At 58.4% G+C, this 24,110-nt stretch carries 24 protein-coding genes; 8 read left to right on the top strand and 16 right to left on the bottom strand.

What is annotated here, in order from left to right; genetic code table 11:
• Position 1: 1 nt before the first annotated feature.
• A complete protein-coding gene (locus tag RMO15_RS14860; protein WP_309714178.1) occupies positions 2-1,375 on the bottom strand; it encodes a leucine-rich repeat domain-containing protein in 1,374 nt (457 codons plus the stop codon).
• A gap of 288 nt (positions 1,376-1,663) precedes the next feature.
• Between RMO15_RS14860 and RMO15_RS14855 the strand changes: the two genes are divergently transcribed.
• Positions 1,664-2,353, top strand: coding sequence for a hypothetical protein (locus RMO15_RS14855; protein ID WP_309714176.1), 690 nt, complete (start codon positions 1,664-1,666; stop codon positions 2,351-2,353).
• A 93-nt stretch (positions 2,354-2,446) separates the two neighbouring features.
• On the opposite strand, the gene RMO15_RS14850 is transcribed toward RMO15_RS14855, so the two are convergent.
• A complete protein-coding gene (locus RMO15_RS14850) occupies positions 2,447-3,724 on the bottom strand; it encodes a pitrilysin family protein (RefSeq protein ID WP_309714174.1) in 1,278 nt (425 codons plus the stop codon).
• Positions 3,725-3,822: 98 nt separating this feature from the next.
• Between RMO15_RS14850 and RMO15_RS14845 the strand changes: the two genes are divergently transcribed.
• From RMO15_RS14845 to RMO15_RS14830, 4 genes are all read left to right on the top strand, one after another.
• Positions 3,823-5,046 (top strand): OmpA family protein, encoded by a 1,224-nt coding sequence (locus tag RMO15_RS14845; protein WP_309714172.1) that lies wholly within the window; start codon positions 3,823-3,825, stop codon positions 5,044-5,046.
• 13 nt (positions 5,047-5,059) lie between these two features.
• Positions 5,060-5,962 (top strand): hypothetical protein, encoded by a 903-nt coding sequence (locus tag RMO15_RS14840; protein WP_309714170.1) that lies wholly within the window; start codon positions 5,060-5,062, stop codon positions 5,960-5,962.
• Positions 5,963-6,075: 113 nt separating this feature from the next.
• Entirely contained in the window at positions 6,076-6,429 is a 354-nt protein-coding gene (locus RMO15_RS14835) for a nuclear transport factor 2 family protein (protein ID WP_309714168.1), read from the top strand.
• A 51-nt stretch (positions 6,430-6,480) separates the two neighbouring features.
• The gene (locus RMO15_RS14830; RefSeq protein ID WP_309714166.1) at positions 6,481-7,368 is read left to right on the top strand and encodes a GyrI-like domain-containing protein; all 888 of its coding nucleotides are present in this window, start codon (positions 6,481-6,483) and stop codon (positions 7,366-7,368) included.
• A 3-nt stretch (positions 7,369-7,371) separates the two neighbouring features.
• Here RMO15_RS14830 and RMO15_RS14825 read toward each other — a convergent pair whose 3' ends face one another.
• Positions 7,372-7,983, bottom strand: a complete 612-nt coding sequence (locus RMO15_RS14825; RefSeq protein WP_309714164.1) for an alpha/beta fold hydrolase — start codon at positions 7,981-7,983, stop codon at positions 7,372-7,374.
• Positions 7,917-8,294, bottom strand: coding sequence for an alpha/beta fold hydrolase (locus RMO15_RS14820; RefSeq protein WP_309714162.1), 378 nt, complete (start codon positions 8,292-8,294; stop codon positions 7,917-7,919). Before RMO15_RS14820 ends, RMO15_RS14825 begins: the two co-directional genes overlap by 67 nt.
• Before the next feature lie 58 nt (positions 8,295-8,352).
• On the opposite strand from RMO15_RS14820, the gene RMO15_RS14815 reads away from it, so the two are divergent.
• Together RMO15_RS14815 and RMO15_RS14810 are read left to right on the top strand one after the other, a co-directional pair.
• Complete coding sequence (locus RMO15_RS14815) at positions 8,353-8,928, top strand: RNA polymerase sigma factor (protein WP_309714160.1); 576 nt, start codon at positions 8,353-8,355, stop codon at positions 8,926-8,928.
• Positions 8,925-9,185, top strand: coding sequence for a hypothetical protein (locus tag RMO15_RS14810; RefSeq protein ID WP_309714158.1), 261 nt, complete (start codon positions 8,925-8,927; stop codon positions 9,183-9,185). Before RMO15_RS14815 ends, RMO15_RS14810 begins: the two co-directional genes overlap by 4 nt.
• Before the next feature lie 26 nt (positions 9,186-9,211).
• On the opposite strand, the gene RMO15_RS14805 is transcribed toward RMO15_RS14810, so the two are convergent.
• Positions 9,212-9,739 (bottom strand): head GIN domain-containing protein, encoded by a 528-nt coding sequence (locus RMO15_RS14805; protein ID WP_309714156.1) that lies wholly within the window; start codon positions 9,737-9,739, stop codon positions 9,212-9,214.
• Between the two features lie 347 nt (positions 9,740-10,086).
• Here RMO15_RS14805 and RMO15_RS14800 point away from each other — a divergent pair, with 347 nt between their 5' ends.
• The gene (locus tag RMO15_RS14800; protein ID WP_309714154.1) at positions 10,087-13,329 is read left to right on the top strand and encodes a glycosyl hydrolase; all 3,243 of its coding nucleotides are present in this window, start codon (positions 10,087-10,089) and stop codon (positions 13,327-13,329) included.
• Between the two features lie 10 nt (positions 13,330-13,339).
• Here RMO15_RS14800 and galE read toward each other — a convergent pair whose 3' ends face one another.
• The 11 genes from galE to RMO15_RS14745 all read right to left on the bottom strand — a co-directional run bounded on the left by galE (position 13,340) and on the right by RMO15_RS14745 (position 24,076).
• The gene (gene galE, locus RMO15_RS14795) at positions 13,340-14,344 is read right to left on the bottom strand and encodes a UDP-glucose 4-epimerase GalE (RefSeq protein ID WP_309714153.1); all 1,005 of its coding nucleotides are present in this window, start codon (positions 14,342-14,344) and stop codon (positions 13,340-13,342) included.
• Between the two features lie 45 nt (positions 14,345-14,389).
• Positions 14,390-16,210, bottom strand: coding sequence for a hypothetical protein (locus tag RMO15_RS14790; protein WP_309714151.1), 1,821 nt, complete (start codon positions 16,208-16,210; stop codon positions 14,390-14,392).
• Between the two features lie 68 nt (positions 16,211-16,278).
• On the bottom strand, positions 16,279-17,622 hold the full coding sequence (locus tag RMO15_RS14785) for a C1 family peptidase (RefSeq protein ID WP_309714149.1): 1,344 nt from the start codon (positions 17,620-17,622) through the stop codon (positions 16,279-16,281).
• A 4-nt stretch (positions 17,623-17,626) separates the two neighbouring features.
• Positions 17,627-18,085: a R3H domain-containing nucleic acid-binding protein gene (locus tag RMO15_RS14780; RefSeq protein ID WP_309714147.1), complete on the bottom strand. Its 459-nt coding sequence runs from the start codon at positions 18,083-18,085 to the stop codon at positions 17,627-17,629.
• 6 nt (positions 18,086-18,091) lie between these two features.
• Positions 18,092-19,330: a YidC/Oxa1 family membrane protein insertase gene (locus RMO15_RS14775; protein ID WP_309714145.1), complete on the bottom strand. Its 1,239-nt coding sequence runs from the start codon at positions 19,328-19,330 to the stop codon at positions 18,092-18,094.
• A gap of 7 nt (positions 19,331-19,337) precedes the next feature.
• Positions 19,338-19,562 carry a membrane protein insertion efficiency factor YidD gene (gene yidD, locus RMO15_RS14770; RefSeq protein WP_369016116.1) on the bottom strand — a complete coding sequence of 75 codons (225 nt, stop codon included), beginning with the start codon at positions 19,560-19,562 and terminating at the stop codon, positions 19,338-19,340.
• 89 nt (positions 19,563-19,651) lie between these two features.
• Positions 19,652-20,005: a ribonuclease P protein component gene (gene rnpA / locus RMO15_RS14765; protein ID WP_309714141.1), complete on the bottom strand. Its 354-nt coding sequence runs from the start codon at positions 20,003-20,005 to the stop codon at positions 19,652-19,654.
• 33 nt (positions 20,006-20,038) lie between these two features.
• Positions 20,039-20,188 (bottom strand): 50S ribosomal protein L34, encoded by a 150-nt coding sequence (gene rpmH, locus RMO15_RS14760; protein WP_309714139.1) that lies wholly within the window; start codon positions 20,186-20,188, stop codon positions 20,039-20,041.
• Positions 20,189-20,299: 111 nt separating this feature from the next.
• Positions 20,300-21,025, bottom strand: a complete 726-nt coding sequence (locus RMO15_RS14755) for a hypothetical protein (protein WP_309714137.1) — start codon at positions 21,023-21,025, stop codon at positions 20,300-20,302.
• 2 nt (positions 21,026-21,027) lie between these two features.
• The gene (dgoD, locus tag RMO15_RS14750) at positions 21,028-22,149 is read right to left on the bottom strand and encodes a galactonate dehydratase (protein ID WP_309714134.1); all 1,122 of its coding nucleotides are present in this window, start codon (positions 22,147-22,149) and stop codon (positions 21,028-21,030) included.
• A 13-nt stretch (positions 22,150-22,162) separates the two neighbouring features.
• Complete coding sequence (locus tag RMO15_RS14745) at positions 22,163-24,076, bottom strand: COR domain-containing protein (protein WP_309714190.1); 1,914 nt, start codon at positions 24,074-24,076, stop codon at positions 22,163-22,165.
• Positions 24,077-24,110: the final 34 nt, after the last annotated feature.

Here is a 24,110-nt window from a genome sequence, read left to right as displayed (position 1 = left end):
CCTATCCTGCTGTTTGCCGTTCCTTGAGATAAGCAAGAATTTCCTGCGCATCCCCAACTTTTTCCAATATCTCCTCAGGAATTCCAAGAGCTTCGTTGCCGCGAAGGTCAAGCCAGGTTAGATTCGTCAGTTGCACGATCTCAACGGGAAGACTTGACAGGCGGTTGTTACTAAGGCCAAGCACCTGCAAGCTGGTAAGCTTTGCGATCTCAGCAGGAAGACTCGTCAGGATGTTACCGTCAAGATTAAGCGTCTCCAAGCCAGTAAGTTTCCCGATCTGGGCAGGAAGGCTCGTGAGACTGTTATTCGTCAGCACAAGCGTCTTCAAACTGGTAAGCTTCACGATCTGGTCAGGAAGGCTTGTCAGGCCGTTGCTATCAAGGTAAAGCACCTGCAAACTGGTAAGATTCCCAATCTCAGCAGAAAAACTAGTGAGCTTATTATTTGTCAACACAAGCCAGGTTAGGTTCGTCAGTTTCCCGATCTGGTCAGGAAGACTTATCAGGCCGTTGCCCTCAAGATCAAGCCTCTCCAAGCCGGTAAGTTCTCCGATCTCAGCAGGAAGGCTCGTCAGGTCGTTACCATCAAGTTTAAGCCTCTCCAAGCCAGTCAGTTTCCCGATATCGATGGGAAGACTTGTCAGGGCGTTGTCTCGAAGGTCAAGCGTCTCCAAGCCGGTAAGCTGCACAATCTCTCTGGGAAAACTCGTCAAACCGTTGCCCTCAAGACCAAGCCAGTTTAGGTTCGTTAGTTTCCCGATCTCGGCGGGAAGACTTGCTAGGTTGTTGTTGCTAAGGTCAAGCGTCTCCAAGCCGATAAGCTCTCCGATCTCGGCAGGAAGACTTGTCAGAGCGTTGTCGCTAAGGCCAAGATTGGCTAAGTTCGTTAGTTTCGTTAGCTTCTCTATCTCAGCAGGAAGACTCATTAGAACATTATCGTCAAGACCAAGCCAGTTTAGGTTCGTTAGCTTCCCGATCTCAGCGGGAAGACTTGTCAGGTCGTTGTTGCGAAGGTCAAGATCAGTTAGGTTCATTAGTTTCCCAATCTCGGCAGGAAGACTTGTCAGGTCGTTGTTGAGAAGGTAAAGCCCGGTTAGGTTTGTTAGATTCCCGATCTCGGCGGGAAGGCTCGTCAGACTGTTGTTGTAAAGGTAAAGCCAAGTTAGGTTTGTTAGATTCCCGATCTCGGCAGGAAGGCTCGTCAGGACATTGTCGCTAAGGTCAAGATTGGTTAGGTTCGTTAGTTTCCCAATCTCGGCAGGAAGTCTCATGAGGTCATTGCCATCAAGATTAAGCGTTGTGGCGTTGTTCTTTGCGGCTTTTTCGATGGCTTCAAGAGCTTTTTGATAGCCGTGGTCGTTGGAATGGTCGGGCATGGGAACGGTCTCTTCCTTCGCTTCGTATGAGAATCAGTGTAGCCTACTCCGGTGTGGGTGGGCAAGCAGTGGGAGGCGTGGGGGAGCGTTGCAAGAGATGTGCGGGTCGAGTTTGACAAGCACTTGAAGGCTGGATTGCTCTTCCGGGTCGGAGTGTAAGAGCAGAGTGTTGTTTTAGCGCATTTCCAAGTCGAGTAGGAGAAGTGTCCAGACGTTTGAGTGGTCTTCAAAGTCGAGTTTGAGATGCACTCAGACGCTCTTTTATAAATATAAAGCGAGAAATAGACGATGACGAACAAGCAAGTGGAAGAGACCGTGCGGGTGGGTAAGCTCATCCGCAGCAGTGACGATGCCAAAAGCGACGGAGATGCGTTCAAGCTTCCGGCGTGGCTTCGTACCCTCCATGAGACGCGGCTGGCGGCGTGTTTGCAGCTTGATGAGGCGCAGCAGCTTGCCACGGGAGATCGCACGCGCAGTGCGGCGCTGAAACGCGAGGCGCTGGAGCGTTTAGAGCAGCGCCTGCGCGATGGCTACAACTTTATCAAGGCGATTCCCGGCTACGAATTAGAGAGCGAGGTGGTGCGGCGCGGGATCTTCGAGGCGTATGGCTGGGACGGCGGGATGCTCGGGGAGCTGACGGGCGAGGGGCGGCTCCTAGCACTGGGGCGCAAGGCACTCGCGACGGCGGCGGTGATCCAGCCGTTGCGTGCCCGCTACCCCCAGGCGCTGATAGACCTACTGAGCCACGAGCTGGGGGTGATCACGGCTCTGGAGCCAAAGGCCACCGTGGGGGCGCGGCGGGTGGTGACAGCGGCACGCAACCAGGCGCTCGACGCGCTGGCGACAGCCAACTCCCGCGTACGGCACTACCTCTGCGCCTGTAGCGACGACACCGATAAGAGCAGCGAGCTTGCCACCGTCGGCTTCCAGCCCCGCCGCGCCACCGGGCAGCGGCTCATTCCTGCGGAGAAGCCCTAACCCCCACTGACTCCCCCTCTGTATCTCCCCCTTCCTCCCACCCGAAGGGCTCCGTTAGTGGGAGGAAGGGGGCCGGGGGGGTTGGAGGGCAGTCTACTCCTCAAGCTCCGCGAGGGCTTCTTTGTCGGCTTCCTCAAACGGCCCGATGGCGGCGATAGTGAGCTTTGCAGCATCTTCGGGCAAGATGGCCTCAGCGATCGCGTGGACATCGGCGACTGTCACGGCGTCAATCTTGGCCAGCGCCTCGGCTAGGAGTGGAACGCGGTTGTAGTACAGCTCGGACTTGCCTAGGCGAGTCATACGGCTGCTCATGGACTCTTGGGCCATGATAAGGGCGCCACGGAACTGATTTTTAGAGCGCTGGAGTTCCGCCTCACTGACCCCCTCTTTGCGGACTTTGGCAAACTCCGCACGCACCAAGTCCAGGCACTCCTCGAAGTTCTCCGGCGACGTGCCCCCGTAGGCGGCAAAGTAGCCCCCCTCACGGTGCGTCGCAGCATAGGAGCCGACGGAGTAGGCCAGGCCGCGCTTCTCCCGAATCTCCTGGAAGAGTCGTGCGCCCATCGAGCCGCCTAAAATGCTATCCAAGATCGCCAGCGGGTACTTTTCTTCGTCGTTCTGGCCGTAGCCCCCCACACCAACACAGAAATTCACCTGCTCGGTCGGGCGGCTGTAGAGTAAGTGCCCTGGAGCGGCGATCGGGCGCGACAAGGGGGCGTTGGGCTCACCGGCGGGAAGGCTCCCCAGCATCTGCTCTGCCAGAGCGACCACGGCGGCATGCTCCAAGTTTCCGGCAGCGGCCACCACAAGGCTCTGTGGACCGTAGCGCCGCGCAACATAGCCACGCAGGTCGTCTGGGGTAAACGCAGAGACCGTCTCCACACTACCGATCACCGGCAGGCCCAGCACATGATCGGGGTAGATCGTCTCCCCGAAAAGATCGTGCACCATGTCTTCCGGGTCGTCGTCGCGCCGCTTGATCTCCTCTAGCACCACTTTGCGCTCTTTTGCCGTCTCCTCAGGATCGAAGAGCGAGCCGGTGAGCATGTCGGTGAGAATATCTAAACCGACGGGCAGGTGCTCGGAGAGAACGCGGGCGTAATAGCACGTGAACTCTTTGTCCGTAAACGCATTGAGATAGCCGCCCAGCGCGTCCATCTCATCGGCGATGTCCTTGGCAGTCGGGCGGCGCTGCGTGCCCTTAAAAAACATGTGCTCTAAGAAGTGCGAGATGCCTCGCAGGCGCGGCTCCTCATCACGCGAGCCCGCACTCGCCCAGAGACCCACCGAGACCGACTGAACCGTCGGAATGCTTTCCGTTACCACACGAACGCCGTTAGACAAAACGGTCCGAGAGACATTTTCAACCATAGTGCCCAGTGTACCGTTTTTTCTTACTGAGAAGCTTACCGGTTTATTCTAAAACGCTTGCCAGTTTGCTTTAGGAAAGGTACATTCCTACAAGAACTATGAACCATAATTCCGCAGGATGTTTGGGGGCACTGGGGCTGCTGGCACTGGCTGTCTTGTGCCCAACCTGCCATCGCACGCCCATTGAGAAGTACTTAAAAGGCGAGGCGGAGGCAGCCCTGAAGCGCGATGGGCTCATGGGGCAGCCCGGCAAGACAGACTGGAGTGTCGGGGTGGATGGTCTTGATGTCAACCTCTTTGGCCCCTCTAGTACCGCAACCCGTGCGCAGTCCATCGTCCAGAACGAGTTGTCGGCGCATGTGCCCTGGTTCTTCGATGTCAATCTCTTGGGTCAGAACGGCGCAAAGCCCTCGCCGAAACCCAGCGCTTCGCCCGTCGCCGTTGCTTCTGCCTCGGCCACGCCCACACCCAGCGCTTCACCAGTAGCCTCAGCCTCACCTGCGCCTAGCGCTTCGCCGAAGCCTGCGGCCGTCGTGACAACCGGGAATGTAACCGGGCTGGTTCAGGTACTCAGCTACGAAGGCATTCACTATGTCCGTGGGGTCTATCCAGACGATGCCAGCCGCAAAGCCGCAGTTCGAGCTGTTCAGGCAGCCTTCGGCGGGACGGTCAAAGATGAGACAACTCTGAGTGGTAGTGGAGGCGAGCTTGGCTGGCCCGAGCAGCCTCTTAAGACTCTCACGGCTCTGAAGAGTGTCCGTAACCTAGAGCTCTCCGCGGGCGGCGATGTGATCACGATGGCGGGTCTGGTTCGCTCGGATGCGGAGCGCCAGAAGTTTGGGGCTATGATGAAGGCCACGCTTCCGTCGGGGGTGACTCTGGAAAACCAGCTCACGCTCGCGGGGGAGCCACGCGCCGTGCCGGAGCCTTCCAGCACCGCTGCTCTTTCCGAGACGGAGCGCCAGAAAGCACAGGCACAAATCAATGTAGCGGTGGCCTCGGGTGAGGTTCTCTTTGCCACCGCAAGCTCCCGTATCAAGCCCGAGGCCTACCCCTATCTCAACCAGATTACCGAGGCGCTCAAAACGCAGATGGGGGCGACGGTCGTTGTCGGAGGTCACACCGATGGCGAGGGTGACTCTGTCGCCAACCGTCTCCTGAGTCAGAAGCGCGCAGACTCTGTCCGTGCTTACCTGGTCTCCCGTGGAATCCCCTCCGTTCATCTTTTTGCAAGGGGCTACGGCTCCTCACAACCTATCGCTTCTAACGCCACCGAAGAAGGCCGACGACGTAACCGACGCACGGGCTTTACGGTACGCTAACGAAGGAATCGCTATGCTCCACTTTCTCTCTTTTATCTGGATATGTCTTCTCCTCGCCGCCGTCGCGGGGTACTTGCTGGCCCTGTGGTGGCTAGGTCGCAACCGCTCGTCGGCAGTAAAGCCCGAGCAAGACACCAAGCTACAAAAAGACCTAGACAACGCCAAGCGCGGCTTGCTAGAGCGCGACAAGCAGCTCGAAACGCTCAAGCTAGAGCGCGACAAGCAGCTCGAAGCCCTCAAAGCGGAGATCTCGACAGCCAAGACCGACCGTGATCGGGTTCGCGCCGAAGCCATCCCGCTTAACGCACGCCTTGATGAGCTAACACTCAACCTGGAAAAGTATGAGAAGCTACGGGTTGCTTCGGAGGGCAAGGTACAGACCGTCGAAACCAAGCCCCGGCTCACCGAGACAGGGCCTAAAACTCTTGGAGCACTTGAGGCAATCGCCGCTGAGCGCGATCAGTTGAAAGAAGCACTCACAAAATCGCAAGATCAGCTTTCTGCCCATACCCAGGCACTGACCCAGGCCAACACTAATATCCAGACCGCCAACGCGACCATTCAGACCGCGCAGGCCCAGCTCAATGCACAAGAGACCCGCCTTCAGCAGCAAGCCGCAGAGCTGGCGCGCCTTCGTGCTACCCCCGCAGCAACCAAAGCGGCAGGGCTCACCATTGCCGCTGTGGAACAAAATCGCGAAGATGATCTCAAGGAAATCATCGGAGTCGGCCCCTTTATTGAGTCCAAGCTCCACACCCTGGGAATCCGCACCTTCAAGCAGATCGCCCTTCTCTCCCCTGAGATGCTGGAGCAAGTCGCAGAGCATATCGAGCACTTCCAAGGCCGCATCGGTCGCGAGAACTGGACAGAGCAGTGCAAGGCGCTGCACTTTGATAAGTACGGCGAGAAAATCTAGAAAATCCCCCAAAAGCCGGGCAGATGTGCCCGGCTTTTTCTTTTTCTGAATTTAACAAACATTAGTTTGCTATTCCGTAAAAATGCCGCTATACTCTTGCCTGGAGGTTTGTGATGAACGTTTCAGAGATTGGACAGGGTCTGGTTGACCTTTGCCGCGAAGGTAAGTTTGACGAAGCAATGGCGGCGTACTACGCCGAGGGAATCGTCAGTGTGGAAGGCGACGGCTCCGAAGTGGTCGGGCTGGTAGCCTGCGAAGCCAAGGGAGCAGATTGGATAGCAAACCATGAAGTACATGGCATTGAAGTCGAGGGGCCATTCTGTGGTGTGAATCAGTTCGTGGTGCGCTTCAAGCTTGATGTCACCATGAAGTCCAACGGCCAACGCATTGTCGCCGATGAGGTGGGAATCTACACCGTTGAAGGCGACAAGATCGTCCGTGAAGTCTTTCTGTTTGCGGGCATGTAAGTCCGCAAGAAATATCAGGCAAACGCTTGAGGCAAACGGTAGAGTGCTCTTGTGAGGACAGACACAGAGCACTTCTACCAAGAAGCCATCCAGCGGGCGATTGCAGCGGCCTTTACCGCGCAAGACGCAACGCCTGCCATGCTCGCCGAGGCCGCAGGGTTCTCGGCGTTTCACTTTAGCCGGATGTTTGCTGGAATGATCGGGGAGAGCCCTGGTGAGTTTCTTCGGCGCTTGCGGTTGGAGCGGGCGGCGAGTAGCCTACACTCAGGCCAGCGGGTCACCGAAGTGGCCTTCGACGCGGGCTATGAGAGCTTGGAGGCGTTTAGCCGCGCCTTTCGGGCTACGTTTGGCTGCGCTCCCTCGGAGTTTGTTGCGAGCTGCCGGGGCTGCCGCTTGCCCACTTCCAACAGCTTGCACTGGAGCGCTTCAGGAGTCGTGCCGGTGTTTGTCCCTCGCACGAAAGGAACTTTAATGGACGTTACGATTCAAGAAAATGCCCCCGCCTGGCGCGTGGTGGCACTGCGACATATCGGGCCGTACCCGGAGATGGGGCCGGTCTTTGGCAGGCTCATGGGCTGGCTGGGGGCAAATGGAGTCACACAGACAGGGCCGGGCCTGGCGATTTTCCACGACGACCCCGAGACGGTTCCTGCCGCAGAGCTGCGCTCCGATATCTGCGCCGTGGTCGCTGCGGACTTTACCACCGACGATCCGACGGTTCAGGTGCTGGAGCTTGCGGGCGGGCGCTACGCTGTGACCACGTACCTAGGCGACTACTCCGGGCTGAGCGCGGCCTGGGGGCGGTTTATGGGCGAGTGGTTCCCGACAAGCGGACAGACTCTAGATCCCTCCCGCCCCTGCTTCGAGGTCTATGTCAACGACTGCGAGACAACTCCCGTCGAGGAAGTTCGCACCGACCTCTACGAGCCGATTCTCTAGCGTCTAACCGACGAGCTTTAGGATCGCCTGGGTGGTCTTCTCGGGCTGCTCAACAAACGGGAAGTGCCCACAGCGATCCAATAGCTCCAGCCGAGCGCCGCTGATTCCCTTCGCGGCGAGCCGGGCGTGCTCCGGTGGGATCACGCCGTCTTGGTTGCCATTGAGAATCAGCGTCGGCACGGTGATCTTCGGAAACAGAGACTGTGCATCGCGCGTCGCGTAGCCATCGTTCTGGGCGAGGGCAATACCCGGCTCGTTGGCGTAGAGCACCGACTCGGGGACTTTGTAGGCTTTGAGCGCTGCGATAATCTTCGCCTGGTAGGCCGCTTGCTGCTTTAGGTCGGCGTAGTAGAGCTCGGGTAGCGACATGGCAAACTGCATCGCCGAGAGTAGCCGCTGCGTCCCCGGCGGGAGCTTAGGGCCATAGTCCACAAAGGGCGCAAGCCGCTTTCCGCGTGCTCGCCGCTCGGCACTCTCACTGAGCGCATCGCGCTTGACCCACTCCCCTGCCGCCGCAAAGATCGCGTCCTGGCTCAGAGGCTGGGAGATCAGGCCGTCCATGTGCACATAGCCACGCACCGCTTTAGGAAAGGCCGCGACGTACTCCAGTCCCACGAGTGACCTAGAACGAACCACTTTCCGAGCTTCAGGTGCGCTCGAACCGCCTCGATATCTTTCAAGAGAGTTGCCACCGTGAAGCTCTTCGCTGTCTGGGGCGTCAGTTTTTCCGACTCACCGCAGCCACGCTGATCCAGGTAGACAAGATTGAGCTTGCTCTCCAGCGCTACACCCCACGGATAGAACATGTGGCTCGAAAACCCCGGCCCGCCGTGCAGCAGCAGCAAGTGGGGATTTTTGGCGCTCGTCCCCCGCACGCGAAAATGAAGCTTGGTGCCGTTGCATAAAACGCGGAAATCGGTGTCCATAAAAATATCCTACCCCGCACTGAACGGTTTGTGAGAAAGCCGGGTTTATTAGGGTGAGATGCGACGACCAACCGGAGATGATGACAGCCTGCTCCAGCGAGCGGTGCGCGGCGAGGCGGCTTGTTTTACCGAGCTTGTCCGCCGCCACCGCCCCTGGGTCTGCCGTCTGCTCAGCGCCATGACCTCCGACCTGGAAGCGGCGGAGGATCTAACGCAGGAGGTATTCACCCGGCTCCATCGCCATGGGAGTTCCTACAAAGGACGAGGGCAGTTTGTGGCTTATCTTAAGCAGCTCGCGCTGAATGTGGGACGGAGTTATCTGCGGCGCATTCCCGGTGTCACGCTTGTGGCCTGGGATGAGCAAGTAGAGCCAAGAAGTGAGCTTAGCAGCGATCTTCTAGACGCAATCCTCACCCAGCAAGTGCAATCCGAGGTTCGTGCCAGTGTCGAGGCGCTCCCTACCGACCAGCGCATGGCCGTTCTGCTGCACTACTTTGGTGGCTGGACCATCCCCGAGATCGCCGTACGGATGCAGTGTCCCGAAGGCACGGTCAAGTCGCGCCTCTTTCACGGAGTCCGCAAGATCCGCGAAGCTCTCACCTCAACTACTCAGAAAGAAGAACAAGAACAATGAACGACGCCACAATTATCCGCATGGCCACCGAGACTATCCAGCACCTGCGCCACGCCATCCCCGTCAGCTCCTGCCCCTACATGGTGCCCTCCTACAACGCCCTGGTGAGCGCTGCGAGTGCCAACCACCCCGAGGACGCCTTTCTCAAGGTACTGACTCCCATCCCCACCACCGGCGACGACCGGGACAGTATCTCCATCGCCGAGATCACAGCCCTCTTCGCCCAGCTTGTCGTCGCCCTGGAATCGCTCACATGACCCGGAAAAACTCTCCTCAGAGATGTCTAGCGCTGGCGGATCGCTCCAAGTCCGCTGATCTGCTCACGAAGTTGCTCAGGTTTGCCTTTGTAAAGAATACTACCTGTCCCGGAGACTCTGGCATCGAGGCGCTGAGATGCCCAGACGAGGAGCGAGCCTGTCCCCGAGCACTGAGCCGTTGCCTCATGAGCCTGTAAGTCCTCTGCATCCAGCTCACCCGTTCCGGAGAGCTGGAGATCAGCGGTCTCTGTGGTGCCGGAGAGCGTGATGGTTCCGGTACCCGATAGATCAACCGACAAGCTCTCGGCCTTGAGCTGGCTCACGATTACACTACCCGTTCCGCGCGAGGAGATCGTATCCAGTGTCGGGCAGGTAACCTTAACTCGTAGCGGCTTGTCCGTATACAAGCTTTCCTCCTCCGTAATCGTGAGTGTGTCTCCTCGAACCTCAGTGCGGATCAAGGACTGGAGATTTGCCTGCGCCGTCACTGTCACGCTCTGTGCTTTGCCACAAACCACTTCAATATCGAGAGTCCCAGTGCACGAAATCCGCATAAAGCTGCCGAGCTTGCGTGATTGAGAAACCACCTCGCCCACTCCAACTGTCTGACCGGTACGCGATACGGAAGTCCCCCCCACAATAATCCCATTATTGTCTCCTATAACGACAATACCGGTGCCCTGATTTGGTTGAGGCTCTAAGGTCGCGTCAGGGAGACGAGGTTTTTCCGGTGTTGGCGCTGGCACAGTCACCACCAGGCAGCCGGTAAGGAACAAAGCAGGCGGAATAAGAACAAAAGACAAAATAGAGCGCATTTTCTAACCTCCAGAAACTGAGAGTGATTTGACAGAATATTGTTGCGGAGGCAGGGAGAGTTCCTGCTAGTGCCGAATCTCTTCCTATGAACCGACGCGTGTTTCTCGCTTCCAGCTTTGCCCTTGTGGCCACTCCCACTCTTGCTCAGGAAAAAGAGCCAAAAGAGAAGCTCGAAAAGAAAGCGCCCCAGGCTACCCCCATGCCGTCTGAGGTGCTGGAGGCAAAGTCCTTCCAGACGCCGCCGCTGGCGGCGCGGCCTCACACCTGGTGGCACTGGATGAACGGCAATATCTCACACGAGGGGATCACCGCCGACCTAGAGGCGATGGCGCAGGCGGGAATCGGCGGGGCACAGATCTTCAATGTGGATCAAGGGATTCCGCTGGGGAAAGTGCTCTACATGACCCCCGAGTGGCGGCAGGCGATGGTGCACGCGGCCAAAGAGGCCAAGCGCCTCGGGATCGAGCTGTGCTTTCACAACTGCGCAGGCTGGTCGAGCTCGGGCGGCCCTTGGATCACGCCGGAGTTTGCGATGCAGGTGCTTACTTGGTCCGAGACTACGGTTACGGGCGGGAGCAAGCTGACACTGACCCTGAAAGAGCCGACAAAGCGGGAAAAGTACTACAACGATATCGCGGTGCTAGCGGTGAAGATTCCGGTAGGAGGAGATACGGCACGCCTGGAGAATATCCGCGCCAAGGCTCTCTTTGACCGGGGTGGCGATGGGCTCGGGCTCAATGTGAAGGGTGTGGTGGGTGGGGGAGCCGTCATCAATGGTGCGATTCCCTGGGACGATGTGACGGTCTTACAGTGCACCGCCGAGGGCAAGCTTACCTGGGAAGCCCCAGCGGGAGAGTGGCTACTATTGCGTATGGGCCATACCCCGACCGGTGCACAAAACGCTCCCGCACCCGAGGCGGGCCGGGGCCTGGAGTGCGACAAGCTCAGCCGGGAGGCCATTGAGCTACACTGGGAGAAAGGGGTCGCGCCGGTGCTCACGGACATGGGGCCGGAGCTGGTGGGCAAGTCGTTTAACAATGCGCTGATTGACTCCTACGAGATGGGCAGCCAGAACTGGACCCCCAAGCTGCGCCGCGCTTTTATCGCCCAGCACCGCTACGATCCCCTGCCCTGGATGCCCGTGGTCACGGGCCGTGTGATCGGGAGCCCGGAGCAGTCCGAGCGCTTCTTATGGGACTGGCGACGCACGATCGCCGATCTCTTCACCGAGAACTACGCCGGGCGCTTTAAAGAGCTCTGCCACGAAAATAAAATGCAGTTCTCCATCGAGCCCTACGGCAACGGCCCGTTTGATAACCTTCAGCTCGGGATGCAGGGCGATATTCTGATGGGCGAGTTCTGGGTGCCGGGCGGCGGCGCGGGCGAGACCGTCAAGATCGCGGCGAGCTGCGCCCATGTGATGGGCCGCAAGATTGTGGGGGCGGAGTCGTTTACCGCAAGCGAGATGGAGGGGCGCTGGCAGGTCGAGCCCTATGGGATCAAGGCGCTGGGCGACCGGATGTTTAGCCAGGGCGTGAACCGCTATATCTTCCACCGCTACGCCCACCAGCCGTGGCTGGATCTCAAGCCAGGCATGACCATGGGGCCGTGGGGCTCACATATCGAGCGCACTCAGACATGGTGGAAACAAGCAGGCACCTGGCTGACCTACGTCGCGCGCTGCCAGCACCTGCTCCAGTCCGGGCGCTTCGTGGCCGATGTGCTGACGTTCTGTGGTGACGATGCCCCCAACGATCTCTACCGCCCCAGCCTGCCACCCGGCTACGACTACGACGGCTGCGACCGCACGGTACTGCTGACCGCAAAAGTGGATAAAGGCGAGGTAGTGCTGCCCAGCGGCGCACGCTACAAAGTCCTCATGATCCCCGACTCGGTCTGGCTGACCCCGCAGACAACAGCCAAGCTGGTGGAGCTGAGCAAGGCGGGCGCGAAGATTGTGGGACGCAAGCCGGAGAAATCCCCGAGCCTGGTCGGCTACCCAGCCTGCGATGCCGAAGTGAAGGCACTGGGCGCGCAGCTCACGCTCACGACGCTGGAGGCCGCGCTCCCTCCGCCCGATGTCGCGCTTCCCAAGGGCACGCCGTTTGTCTGGCTGCACCGTAGCCTGCCCGATGCGGAGATCTACTTTGTCAGCAACCAGCGCTACACCCAGCAAAAAGCCACGGTTGGCTTCCGCGTCGCGGGCCGCGCCCCCGAGCTCTGGCACCCCGAGACAGGCACGACGGAGACCGCCCCGCTCTGGACAACGGATAAAACCCACACAAATGTCACGCTTGCCCTTGGCCCCGCCGAGTCGGTCTTTGTGGTCTTCCGCAAGGGCAGCAAGCCAGGCAAGAGTTTTTCGAAGGTCGAGCGCACGGGCGGCCCGGTAGCTATCGCCAAGCCGCCGGTTCTGGAAATCCTCTCCGCACGCTACGAGGCCGTTGACGGTGCCGGTGGCGCAGATGTGACCGCGAAAGTGAAGGAGCTGGTGGCCAAGGGAGAGACCGAGATTCCCGCCAGCAACGCCCTCTTTGGCGACCCGATCAACCTCCATGTCAAGCACCTCCGCATCTCCTACACGCTCGATGGTAAGCCGCTAGAGAAGACCGTCGGGGAGAACGCGACACTGGTGCTCCTCGGCAGCGGCCCCGACAATGCCCTCCCTGAGTTCACGCTCACGAATGGCAAGCTCCTCGCCTACACGCCGGGCACCTACGCCTTCACCGACCCGCGTGGCGCGATCAAGCAAGTGTCTGCCCCAGCTCTGCGCGAAACCCCACTTACCGCTTGGGAGCTCACCTTCCCCGGTCAAGAGCCGCGCACACTCGAAAAGCTCGTCTCCTGGACAGAGTTTACGGAGCCCGACGCGAAGTACTTCTCCGGCACTGTCACCTACAAGACCAGCTTCACCGTCACGCCCGACCCCACCCGCGCCGTGATCCTAGACCTGGGAGTGGTTAAAAATTTCGCCGACGTGCTCCTCAACGGCCAGGCCATCGCCACCCTCTGGAAAGCCCCGTGGCGCGTGGACATCACCGACCTAGTGCGCCCCGGAAGCAACTCACTCGAAATCAAGCTCACCAACCTCTGGGTGAATCGCCTCATCGGCGACGAGCAGCTTCCCCCAGAAGAAGGCGTCGAGTGGACCGGCAAGACTGGCCCGATAAAAGCCTGGCCCAAGTGGCTTCTCGAAGGCAAGCCCCGCCCCGCCACCGACCGCGTCACATTCACCACCTGGCGCTACTGGACCAAGGACGACAAGCCCCTCGACTCCGGCCTCCTCGGCCCCGCCCGAATCCTGCAAGTGCCGCTTCTAGCATTCTAAGTCGGGGATTTTAATCCCCGGACTCGGTGTAGTAGCCCTTGGGGTGGGACTTGCGCCACTCGTAGGCGTGCTTGAGGATGGATTCGATATCCGGGTACTTGGGCGACCAACCTAGCTCTGCCTTGATCTTCTCACACGAGGCACAGAGCCGTCCGGGGTCGCCTGCACGACGCGGGGCGGACTCCCAGTTGATCTTGGTGCCGGTCACTTTCTCCGCGGCGGCGAGCGCCTCCAGAACTGTGGTGCCGTAGGTGTTGCCCAGGTTATAGGCAGTGGTCTTGCCGCCTTCGCGGAGATAGCCTAGGGCGCGGATATGGGCATCGGCGAGGTCTTCGACATGGATAAAGTCCCGCAGGCAGCTTCCATCGCGGGTGTCCCAGTCGGTGCCGTAGACGAAGAATTTTTCTCTCCGGCCCAGTGCGGTGTCTAGCAGAAGCGGCAGGGCGTGCTGCTCGGGGCTATGGTCTTCCCCAAGGCGGCCCTGGGAGTCGGCACCGGCTGCGTTGAAGTAGCGCAGGCTCACGCTGGTGAGGCCAAAGGCGTGCTCGTAGTCCTTCAAGATCCGCTCGAACATGAGCTTAGTCTCACCATAGGGGTTGGTGGTCTTCTGCGGGTGATCCTCGGGGATGGGGAGAATCTGCGGCTCACCAAACGTCGCAGCGCTCGACGAAAAGATCAGGTTCTTGACCCCGTTGTCCAGCATCGCCCCAAGAAGCGAGAGGCCCTTGCTGATATTTCCTTCGTAGTACTTGCGCGGATCAGCCACGGAGTCTGGCACCGAGGCATAGGCCCCAAAGTGCATCACTGCATCAACCTTGTACTGGCGAATCGCCTTTGCAACTGCTGCGCTATCGCCGTAGTCGGCATAGACAAAGGGCACGTTCAGAATCTTCGTGACCTTTCGGTGCCCCAGCTCGAAGTTGTCGAGCACGACCACATCGTGGCCACTTTCCTTCAGATACAGTGAGGTATGCGAACCAATATAGCCCGCGCCCCCTACCACAAGAATAGACAAAACCAAACCCTCCAGAACGTTCTTTTGAATACTTAGTCTATCAGGTTATCGGTAGACGGGCTTCCAGTCCCTACCACGCCCATACTCATAGAGATCCTTCATGTACTGCCCGAGACCCGATGAAGTGGGAGTGCTAGGCTGTGATTTGTAGACCCAGGAGGCACTGGGCGGAGCGGTGTAGACATGCCCAGAGGGTTTGGCGGGGCCGTTGGGATTGCCCTGTTGCTTCCACTCTTCCTGGCGCTTCTTGAACGCCGTGGCATCGAGCTCTGCCTGCTTCTTGCGTGCCTCTTCTTGAGCGCGAAGGCTCACAGTGCGCTGACGAAGCTCGGCAGCGAGCTGAGGGTCGCGGGCGCTTTTCGCATAGCCCTCCACCACGTCTGCAGTGATACTATAGTGTTCTCCAAAGGCGCTCTGCCCCCCTGATATGATGTAGCGTATCTGCCAGTCGGTGGGGAGCCGGGCCAGCGCCTGCTGGTAGTCGTTGTACTGACGGAGCTCAATCGCGGTGCGAATGCTTCGGAGTGCCTCAGCGATACCCTGTAGCTCGGCAGGTGTTTCGGTGGCTTGGCCGGGCTTGTAGCCATGGGCGATGAGCAGAGTGATGTTGTCTTTGCTTCGCTGCTCCCAGTAGCGTCGCGCCTGCTCCAGCTCTCTCTGGCGGGCCTCTTCTTGAGGCTTGACGATCTTCTCCTGGTAGACAGGCTCCAAGCGACGCAGTGCCTCCGCGCGGCTGGGAGCGGGCTCGGGCAGGAGTGGCTCATGGGCAGGCTGGCCCGCATCGCGTAGTGTGTAGTGTGCCAGCCGGTAGACCATCCAGCTCCCGTCCAGCAGCTCAGCGAGCAGGCACTCGACCTTGGGCGCAGGCAGGCGCTGCATCGAGCGCCACATCGGCCCCGTCTCTTGCTTCAGGTTCTTCGAGACCCAGCCATACGCCAGCCCGCTCTCCAGCTCGTACTCTTTCAGCCACCCCCCAACGATCACAGGAGAAAAAGCCGTCTCGGGGGTACCGGGAGCCGGAAAGGTGATGTTAGGATAGTAGCCGCGCACATTTAGCACATCGGTGGGAATCTGCCCTTGCTGCGTGATGGGAAAGAAGCGGGTCTTCTGCTCGTTGACGGGAACGGCGTACCAGAAGGTCTCCCGGTTTCCCTCCACGTAGACGAAGCTCCGGGCCTCGGGCAGGAGCGGCGAGAGGAGCTGCCCTTGCTTATCTAAGAATCCCCGCACTTTCCGGTTGCCCGGGTCTAGAAACTCGATAGTGTAGCACTGGTAGTAGGAGTCAGGTGGGCGGAGGACGGAGTGCAGAGTTGTGATCACCTCGCCGTCGCTGTCGAGCCAGTCGATGTCAGCGACGGTGTTGGGCTGAAGAGATCCATCGTACTCTGAGGCCAGCTGAACCGTGCGCGGGTTCCGCACTCCGGCCAGCGTCCCCCCAAGCCACAGATCGGTGTAAGTGGTTGCCACGGGCTTGCCGAGCTTGAGGTCTTTGCCTTTGCGGGCCAGAGGAATCTCCCAGACCGTCTTCCGGTCACCCGAGAGCTTGCCAAAAAGCCGACGGCCTCCCACAAGCCATAGATCCTCCCACTCGTCTTTGAGCAAGACGTTCTTGCCGACCGCGTAGCCCTGCTTAAGCCCACGAAACCAGGTCCACTTGTCCGTGGGGGACTGCTTCCAGGTCACGGTGCAGAGAACCCCGAGGATCGGCAGCTTTGCCCAGCGCGTCGTATCGTGTTTCTCGCCGGTTGGGTCGTTCTCAAAGCCTCCAAAGTACCGGTGGGGTATCCCCTGCCCCTGCGCCAGAGCGGGGCCTTGAAGTAGTCCAAAAGCGGCAAGCTGGAGTGCCTGCCGACGGTTGAGTGTCATTCTTGCCTTCCTCCTGTTTTTGAGTGTAGCGCCTTTGCGTTACGCCAGCGTTACAAGGGGATTTTAACCTAAACCGAGGCGGCGAGCGAGCCCATGGGGTCCCAGGGGTCTAGCGGAACGAGGGGTTTATTGAGGAGTGCTAAAAGTGTTTTGGAGAGATACTGCTTCTCGACGACCACCTCGTACAGGTACTCATCGAACCAAGAGTCGGTCATGGCCATGAAGCCCTGATCGCCACCTTTATCACCCCAAGAGTTCTCGACGCGCCACTTGCGCGGCTGATTGTTCTCGTCGACGTCAACGCCGGTAAGCACCATGGCATGGGTCATCAGGCTCTGGCCGTAGTCAAGGCGTGCGGCTTTGTCCATGCCAAGGCTGGTTCCGTAGAGCGGCTCGTACTCAAAGAGCTCTAGGTCCATCAGACCCAGATCGCGATCCATTTGTTTGCCCACATCACAGCCAAACCAGACGGGCTTGCCCTCTTGGATCATCGCCTGAGTCGCGGCCTTGAGAGCCAACATCTCAACATTCAGATACTGAATCGGCTGCCCTCCCACCACGTTGCCCAGATAGGCAATCGTGTAGGGGGTGTTGTAGCTCTTGGTGGCTTGGGGACAATGAATCAGGCAGACCAGCTCGTCAAGCTCCGTCGTGACGTATTTTTTCAGGAACTCCTGCGGGGTAAGTACGCCATCGCGGTGGAAATGCTTGTCTTTATCGCGCCACTGCCAGAGAAACTCAGTGGGTGGCTCGCCGAGGTGGGTTACCAGCATCCGGTAGAGCGCAGGCAGAAGCGCATCTTTCTGGGCGCGAAGCTCGGCCTCACTGGCCCCCGCCGCATGGGCCGCGCGCAGCTCACTGGCGGCTTGGCGCAGCTTGAGGGTCATCAGCGCGTTCATGTCAGCGGAGCGCGACGAGCTCTCGGTCTCGGGCATGGCCTCTTTGGGAACGACGCCGTATTTTTTCACCAGCGCGGCGAACATGTCCCACTGCCCACCGTCTTGTAGCGGGCTGGCACAGAGCCAGTCGAGCAGGCGGCTTCCCACCGGCTCATCGAGGGTGACGAGGATATTTTCGAGAAAGTAGTTCGCCTTCTCCAGCTTGTCCCAGAACATCAGGTAGTTCTGAGAGAGCTCAAAGTCCTCCACTCCCAGCGTCTCTGCGATCTGCGTACGGAAGAGATTGAGACCCGCAAACATCCAGCAGCGCCCGGAGGAGTTCTGCGACGTGGTCTTGCCCGTCTTGACGGTGTGCGAGTACGTGTGCGTGAGCCGCGTAACCGCATCCCGGTTCAGCGCGACGGCTTTGATGGCGGTCTTAGCGACCGCATTGCGGGCGATCCGCGCCACGGGATCTGCTGCGAGCGTGGCGCGGCACTTCTGGAGCACCTCGTCGTTGAGGGAGGTCTGCATAGGATTACTGCCTGGGTGCGATGACAATATACCGATTGGGCTCCTCGCCCTCAGAGTAGGTCTGAATATCGGTACGCTCGGTGAGAATCTGGTGGACGATGCGGCGCTCCAGCGGAGGCAGGGGATCGAGAACTGCTTCCTGGCCTGTCGAGGCAACCTGGTCGGCAAGCTCGTTAGCCATGTCCGTGAGCATCTTCTCTCGGCGCAGACGATAACCATCGGCATCAAAGGTTACCCGAAGCCGCCCTCGGCCCTGTCCCATGATGCTATTGATCGCGATTAACTGAAGTGCATCCAGAACCTGACCGCCACGCCCGATCAGCTGCTTCGCATCTGTTCCCTGGAAACCAATCAGAACGCCCTCGGGCTCGTCCCGTGTTACCTCTGCCGTCACGTCCAACCCCGTGGTTTCGGCAAAGCCCTGAGCAAACTCCAGCACCTGCGCCTTGAGATCCTCCATCATCTACTCCTATTTCTTCTTTTGATTTTTGGGCGAGATTAGCTTCGGATTTGCTGCCAGACTCGCACCCGGTTTGGCATTATCCCCTGAAGTGCCTTCTGCTGCCAGTACGACCGGGCCGGTGCCCTCATCTTTGGTCATGCGGTTCATCAAGAACTGTCGCAGCATTCCCAAGAGTGTGGAGACAAAGTAGTACAGAACAAAGGCCGACGACACCTGGCTATTGAACATAAACATGAAGTACATGACCGGCATGAAAGTCGTCATGGCCTTCTGCACTTCAGCCTGCGTGGGATCGGTCGGCGGGGGCAGGAGCTTCGATTGGAGGAACTGCGCAACGGCATAGAGCAGCAGAAGCAGAATATCCAGCTCACCTAAGTGGTGGGCAACCGCACCCGTGAGAGGAGAGGGCCACTGAAGGCTCGCGAGGCCGTTTGCTTGGTTGATCCAGAGAAAGTGCGTGTTGGTGAAGTGGAACTGATAGCTCTGGATCAGCTGGAACATCGCAAAGAAGATTCCCATCTGGGGGATGATCATCCAGCAGCCCTGCATCGGGTTGACCCCGTGCTGACGGTTGAACTCACTCATCTTCTGCTGCATGAGCATCGGATCTTCTTTGTAGCGCGTCTGAATCTTCTTGATCTCAGGCTGATACTTGGCCAGCTCTTTGAAAGACTTGTACTGCTTGAGCTGAAGCGGCCACATGATAATGGCGACAAATATAGCAATCACAAAGATCGCAATAACCGGTGAGCCTTCCGGGTTGCCTCCACAAATATTGACCAGCCCATCCATGATCTTGTAGGCAACTCCCTTAGAGTTGTCTTTGTCCATCTTTAGGCCAAGTGCATCTAGCTTTTCAACAAGGGCAGTCTTCTCGGGCCCCTCGACCTTTGCGACTTGACGTACTTGTTGTTTGAGCTGAACCCAGGCCTGGTAGTCGTTCTTGAGATGGGCAATGCTCAGGTCTGCGGCGACCACGGCGGCCTTCATTCCCTCAGGCTGCGTGATGAACTTATTGGCAACGGCTCCATAGAACCCCGCAGCCTCCTGCCAGAGGGCGGTAGTCTGGGCCGAGCGGCTCTTCTCTGCCTCTTCGGCGGTTTTCACCTTGGCTTCTGCAGCAGTGACGGCCTGAGCGGGGGTGTCGGGAACCGTGTAGCTAGGTCCACAGCCCGCTCCGAAGAGCAGGGTTAACATCAAGAGCGCTAGGGCTAGAAAAGTGGAGGCACGTCGGGAAAGGGTCACTTCAGTCTTATCCTTCGTTTGAGGGAGCGAGTCCGGGGACAGGGTCGTGGCCACCGGGATGAAACGGATGGCAGCGACAGATACGCTTCATGCCCAGCCAGCTCCCTCGGAGGGGGCCATAGGCCTGGATGGCCAGTGCGGCATACTCGGAGCAAGAAGGGGTGAACCGGCAGGTAGGAGGGGTGTAGCGAGAAACACGCTGGTAGCCACGAATCAGCGCCAGAAAAACAATCTGCGTCCCTTCGGAAAGAAGAGAAGCAGCTTCTTGGAGCTTACTTTGTGTTTTCTGCCTGCGCCTCGTTTTCATCGCTCGTCGTGTCCTTATTGCGGGTCACTGTCTTTCAAGACCCCTGCCTGCTGGAAAAGTTGCACAACAGCGACTTGTAGCTCTGTAAACTCCAGCGCAAGCGCAGGAGTACGGACAACGAGTATCAGATCACAACAGCCCAGCTGGGGCAAAAGAGGCAGACAGATTGCCCGAAGGCGACGCTTGACCCGGTTCCGGTCGTGCGCTTTGCCCGCTACCTTCTTTGATACGACAAATCCGAGCCGCGGCGTTCCCTCGTGCAGACGTCCTACATACAGAGTCAGCGCCGGATGATCTATCCGACGCCTTCTCTGGTAGGTTACCTGAAAATCCCGTGTACGGACAAGCCGTTGGGCACGCGGCAACATTTTTATAAAGACAACAAGAGCGTCTTGTCGAGACTAGTGCTTATGGGCAAAAACCGTCAGAGCATGTCGCCCCTGCTGACGGCGCTTGCTGAGCACACGACGACCCGTGGGGGTCTGCATACGGGCACGGAAGCCATGCACACGCAGGCGACGGCGGTTCTTAGGCTGGAAGGTTCGCTTCATTTTTCTCTACTCATTCCGAAAATTTTAGACGGCGTAAAAACGGCGCGGATCACTCCGCGCCGCACACACAGACGGTCATCTTATCACGGCTTACCCCTCGATGCAAACATTTCAGATTGGGAGAAGTCCCTGGCGCAGAGCAAGAATTTCTGAAGGGGTGGGATAGTTAGGAAAATTCGCAAAACCAGGAAAGCCTCCCCAAAGAAACACAGTGCGCAAGTGGCTCACAAAAGTAGATTGATGAGAGTCTTGTTCAAAGATAAAGTCAGCCTGGTACTCTAACGGGAACACAATACAGTAGCTTCCTCCACTAATGTTCGCTTTGTGAAGCGCATCGGCTCCCAGAGACACCCAGACCGATTCCCCCTCGGGCAGCTCGCTAAACTCCTCCTCAAGATCGCTGATTTCTTGCAAGAACTCTTCGGCGCTACTGAGTTGCATGGGATCGCACCAGTGCCACTTCATCCCCGGAAAGTAACCCACCAGATCAACCCCACCCACTATCTCCCAGAATACTCGGAGTGAGAGCGGCAGTGGCCCCGTGATCGCCTCGATTTCCGCCAGAGTTTCCGTGACCTCAGGTTTTACTGTCTCAAGAGAAGTCTTGGGGCCGTCAAAAGGAGAGCCCTCTGTGTACTTTGTGAAGTCGTAGCCCTGTTCTGTGAGACGCGCGACGAGCACCTCCAGGTTGTGCCGCACCCGGCGCATGGTCTCACGTGCAACCGCAAGAGCATCTGCATGCAAAATCGGCTTCCCAAACCGATCTACCCCGACCACAAGTTCCTCCCAGACGGCCTCACACTCCCCATCCAAATAGCGCCCTAAAATGGATTGCATGACTACCAGTCACAGACGGAGCCATCTTCGTCGTAGAGGTGTGGAGGTTTCCAGTCGTGGCCGAGTTTTTCGGCGATGGCATCTTCGTCTAGCTCGATCCCCAGACCGGGCTTTTTGGGAAGTGGGACGTAGCCGTTCTCTGGTACGAAGGGCTCTTTTAAATACCCTTCGCCCATGTTTACTTGCTCCTGAATCAGAAAGTTCGGGATGCTCGCATCAAGCTGCAAACTTGCCGCAAAGGCAATCGGCCCGAGCGGACAGTGGGGTGCAATCCCCGCGTAGTAGGCTTCCGCCATCCCTGCGATCAGGCGCAGCTCGAAAATGCCTCCGGCGTGGGAGATATCCGGCTGGAGAATCATGGCGGCGCGTTTTTCCAGCACCTCACGAAACGCCCACTTGGTGAAGAGCCGCTCGCCCGTCGCGATAGGAATATAGGTCTTTTTTGCCATGTCAGCGAGAATATCCACGTACTGGCAGTTCACGGGCTCCTCGATAAACATCGGCTGGTACGGCTCCAGGGCTTTGATCAGCAGCATCGCAGTGGCGGGCGGAACCGCGCCGTGAAAATCAATCGCGATATCAATATCGGGGCCTGCCGCCTCGCGCATGGCGGCAAACTTGTCGCGGACGGTCTCAACAAAGCCCGGTGTCTCGATCATGCGCGGGGGGCGTCCTCCCGAGACGCCTGTCTTGATCGCGGTGTAGCCCTGCGCGATTTTAGCCTTCACATTGGCCGCACTCTGCTCCGGGTCATCGCCTAGGCCACAGTGGGAATAGACACGAATCTTATCGCGCGTCGGGCCGCCGAGTAGCTCATACACTGGCACACCCAGAGCCTTGCCCTTGATGTCCCAGAGTGCCTGCTCGACTCCCGACAGAGCGCTAGTGAGAATCTCGCCGCCTCGGTAGAACGCATGCCGATAGATCGCCTGCCAGTGGTGGATAATCTTGGTGGGGTCTTGGCCTAGTAGCTCACTCTCCAGCTCTTTAATCGCCATCGCGCAAGTAGCCGCACGGCCTTCGAGGAGCGGCTCCCCTAGCCCCACAATCCCCTCATCGGTGTGGATCTTTAGAAACAGCCAGCGTGGCTGAACCAGAAATGTCTCAAGCTTTGTAATTTTCATGCACGTAGGATACCTAACGCAGAATGCCATTTTTCTCAAAGAGCTTGCGGCGCTGGCTCTCGTAGAGGCGACGGCGCAAGGGATCGGAGTCTGGGTTCTGTTTTGTCCAGATGCCGTAGAAAATCGCAACGATCATCCCCACGAGCGGGATCAGCCAAGTCCAAGCCGCCATCGCATGCCAGCCGTTCTGAACAAGACCCACGAGATTTTGCCGCTTCCACGGCAGAGTCTCACGCCAGCCAAGCGCAAAAATCGCCACGAACATGCCTCCTAGAAGCACCAAAGGATACGCAAGAAGCAAGCGTATCCACCGATCCGCGTAGGCAGCAGCCTGTTGCTCCAAGACAACACTGACTTTATCGGCGCGTTTTTCCTGTTGCTTCACACGGGCATTGTGCTCCTCGATCTGTTTTTGCTGCTCGCGTGCTAGGCGTTCCGCTTCGACTTGGCGCTCTTCTGCTGTGAGCTCGGGTACAGGCAAGGCAGCAGGAAGTTCTTCCTCAGCAGGTATCTCGGGGATCACGTAGCGCTGGAGAAGCTCCTGAAGAGAGACACGCCCCACCCCCGGCGCAGCATACTCCGTCTCACCGGCATTACTGAGCTGGCGTAGATCCTCCAGTAAAAGAGGCTGACGGGAGATCTTTTCGTCGTCGCTGGCATAGATCATCTCGTCTATGACCGTCTCAGAGAAGCTCATGTGCACGTGACGGAGATCTTCGCGGAGGAAGGCCAGAAGCTCCCGTCTGCCTACCTCAGGGCCGGTGACGAGTAGCTCCATGCGCTGCTTGTTCTCATCGGTGCGGACAAGAGCACGATTATCGCCACGCTTCAAGATAACTCCCGTACGCCACCAGGTTCTTTTTTCTACAAAACGGTGGGCTTTGGCGATAAATAGTGGGAGACACGCAGGAGGTAGCCGGTCGTAGTGGTACTCAAAGCGCAGTGCCCCACGCACATCCGGGAGAGCGGGCTCATCGGTACTCAGAAGCTGTGGCACCAGAAACTTCGAGGGCGTGGTAGCCTCCAAGGGAATCGCGATCTCAAACTTCGTCAGCAGGGCAAGGAGAAACTCATGGGTCTCTACCGGATACCGGTGTGCGTCGAGACAAAGCGCCAGATGAGCACGCTCCAGTACACCCTTGTAGGAACTTCTTAGGTCAGGCCAGCGCAGAACTGCCCCGACCGCCTCCGTAGCCCACTCGGGGCGTAGGACATGGGTTCGGTACAGCTCGGGGGAATCGAAGTGCAGAGTGTGTCCACGCTCCGTCAGAAGCAGTGACTGCTCATGTTGTTGTGCATCGGTCTGGATCCCCTGGCTAACACAGAGCCGAGTGAAGTCCGCATCCGAGAGATAGTCACGCGTCTCGGATTCCAAAGCATCCCGAAGCGCAACATAGTGGGAAGGAGCGGAAGGACTGCCCGAAACCATGACCTCTAGTTGCGCAACAATAGTCGCCTTAAGGGCCTCTATCCCCTCGTTTGTCTCACACGATGTCTTCAGCAGCGCAACAACCTGAGGAAACCTCTCTTTAAGCACTTCCTCGCGAAGGGGAGACAAGGGCTGCGTATCGCTGTGATTCACCACCACAATCACCGGGATATCTTCACCCACAGCGTGCAGTGTATTCAGCCAGTCCTCCTCTTTATTGTGTGAGGAGTCCCGGCGGGCATCCAGGACAAGAAGAGAGAGGGTGTGGTTAGTGAGAAAAAAACGATAGCTCTGGTTCAGGATCTCCTGACTACCAAAATCCCAGACACGAACGAACACATCTTCGTCCCCAATGCGTCGCGGCCACTGATGAACGACAATCCCCTCAGACGCACGGTGCTCCCGCGTAAATCTATCGACTGTCAAACGCTCCACCAGAGAAGATTTCCCTGTCCCTAGTTCACCAACGACAAGCAACTTTGCTTCCTTAAGTAGCACTGACACCTCACTTTAATACTCAGATAGTTTGCCG

The sequence above is a fragment of the Armatimonas sp. genome (assembly GCF_031410135.1).
In the GTDB taxonomy this organism is placed as follows: Bacteria; Armatimonadota; Armatimonadia; order Armatimonadales; family Armatimonadaceae; genus Armatimonas.
This window is presented reverse-complemented; position numbering and strand designations above follow the sequence as displayed.

What these genes read in the sequence shown, in the direction of transcription:
- RMO15_RS14840 (WP_309714170.1), top strand. Translation starts at nt 5,060, where the DNA reads ATGCTCCACTTTCTCTCTTTTATCTGGATATGTCTTCTCCTCGCCGCC.
- dgoD (WP_309714134.1), bottom strand. Translation starts at nt 22,149, where the DNA reads ATGAAAATTACAAAGCTTGAGACATTTCTGGTTCAGCCACGCTGGCTG.
- RMO15_RS14785 (WP_309714149.1), bottom strand. Translation starts at nt 17,622, where the DNA reads ATGCAGACCTCCCTCAACGACGAGGTGCTCCAGAAGTGCCGCGCCACG.
- RMO15_RS14835 (WP_309714168.1), top strand. Translation starts at nt 6,076, where the DNA reads ATGAACGTTTCAGAGATTGGACAGGGTCTGGTTGACCTTTGCCGCGAA.
- RMO15_RS14755 (WP_309714137.1), bottom strand. Translation starts at nt 21,025, where the DNA reads ATGCAATCCATTTTAGGGCGCTATTTGGATGGGGAGTGTGAGGCCGTC.
- RMO15_RS14800 (WP_309714154.1), top strand. Translation starts at nt 10,087, where the DNA reads ATGAACCGACGCGTGTTTCTCGCTTCCAGCTTTGCCCTTGTGGCCACT.
- RMO15_RS14815 (WP_309714160.1), top strand. Translation starts at nt 8,353, where the DNA reads ATGCGACGACCAACCGGAGATGATGACAGCCTGCTCCAGCGAGCGGTG.
- RMO15_RS14855 (WP_309714176.1), top strand. Translation starts at nt 1,664, where the DNA reads ATGACGAACAAGCAAGTGGAAGAGACCGTGCGGGTGGGTAAGCTCATC.
- RMO15_RS14805 (WP_309714156.1), bottom strand. Translation starts at nt 9,739, where the DNA reads ATGCGGATTTCGTGCACTGGGACTCTCGATATTGAAGTGGTTTGTGGC.
- RMO15_RS14790 (WP_309714151.1), bottom strand. Translation starts at nt 16,210, where the DNA reads ATGACACTCAACCGTCGGCAGGCACTCCAGCTTGCCGCTTTTGGACTA.
- RMO15_RS14780 (WP_309714147.1), bottom strand. Translation starts at nt 18,085, where the DNA reads ATGATGGAGGATCTCAAGGCGCAGGTGCTGGAGTTTGCTCAGGGCTTT.
- rpmH (WP_309714139.1), bottom strand. Translation starts at nt 20,188, where the DNA reads ATGAAGCGAACCTTCCAGCCTAAGAACCGCCGTCGCCTGCGTGTGCAT.
- RMO15_RS14850 (WP_309714174.1), bottom strand. Translation starts at nt 3,724, where the DNA reads ATGGTTGAAAATGTCTCTCGGACCGTTTTGTCTAACGGCGTTCGTGTG.
- RMO15_RS14845 (WP_309714172.1), top strand. Translation starts at nt 3,823, where the DNA reads ATGAACCATAATTCCGCAGGATGTTTGGGGGCACTGGGGCTGCTGGCA.
- RMO15_RS14860 (WP_309714178.1), bottom strand. Translation starts at nt 1,375, where the DNA reads ATGCCCGACCATTCCAACGACCACGGCTATCAAAAAGCTCTTGAAGCC.
- rnpA (WP_309714141.1), bottom strand. Translation starts at nt 20,005, where the DNA reads ATGTTGCCGCGTGCCCAACGGCTTGTCCGTACACGGGATTTTCAGGTA.
- RMO15_RS14810 (WP_309714158.1), top strand. Translation starts at nt 8,925, where the DNA reads ATGAACGACGCCACAATTATCCGCATGGCCACCGAGACTATCCAGCAC.
- RMO15_RS14820 (WP_309714162.1), bottom strand. Translation starts at nt 8,294, where the DNA reads ATGGACACCGATTTCCGCGTTTTATGCAACGGCACCAAGCTTCATTTT.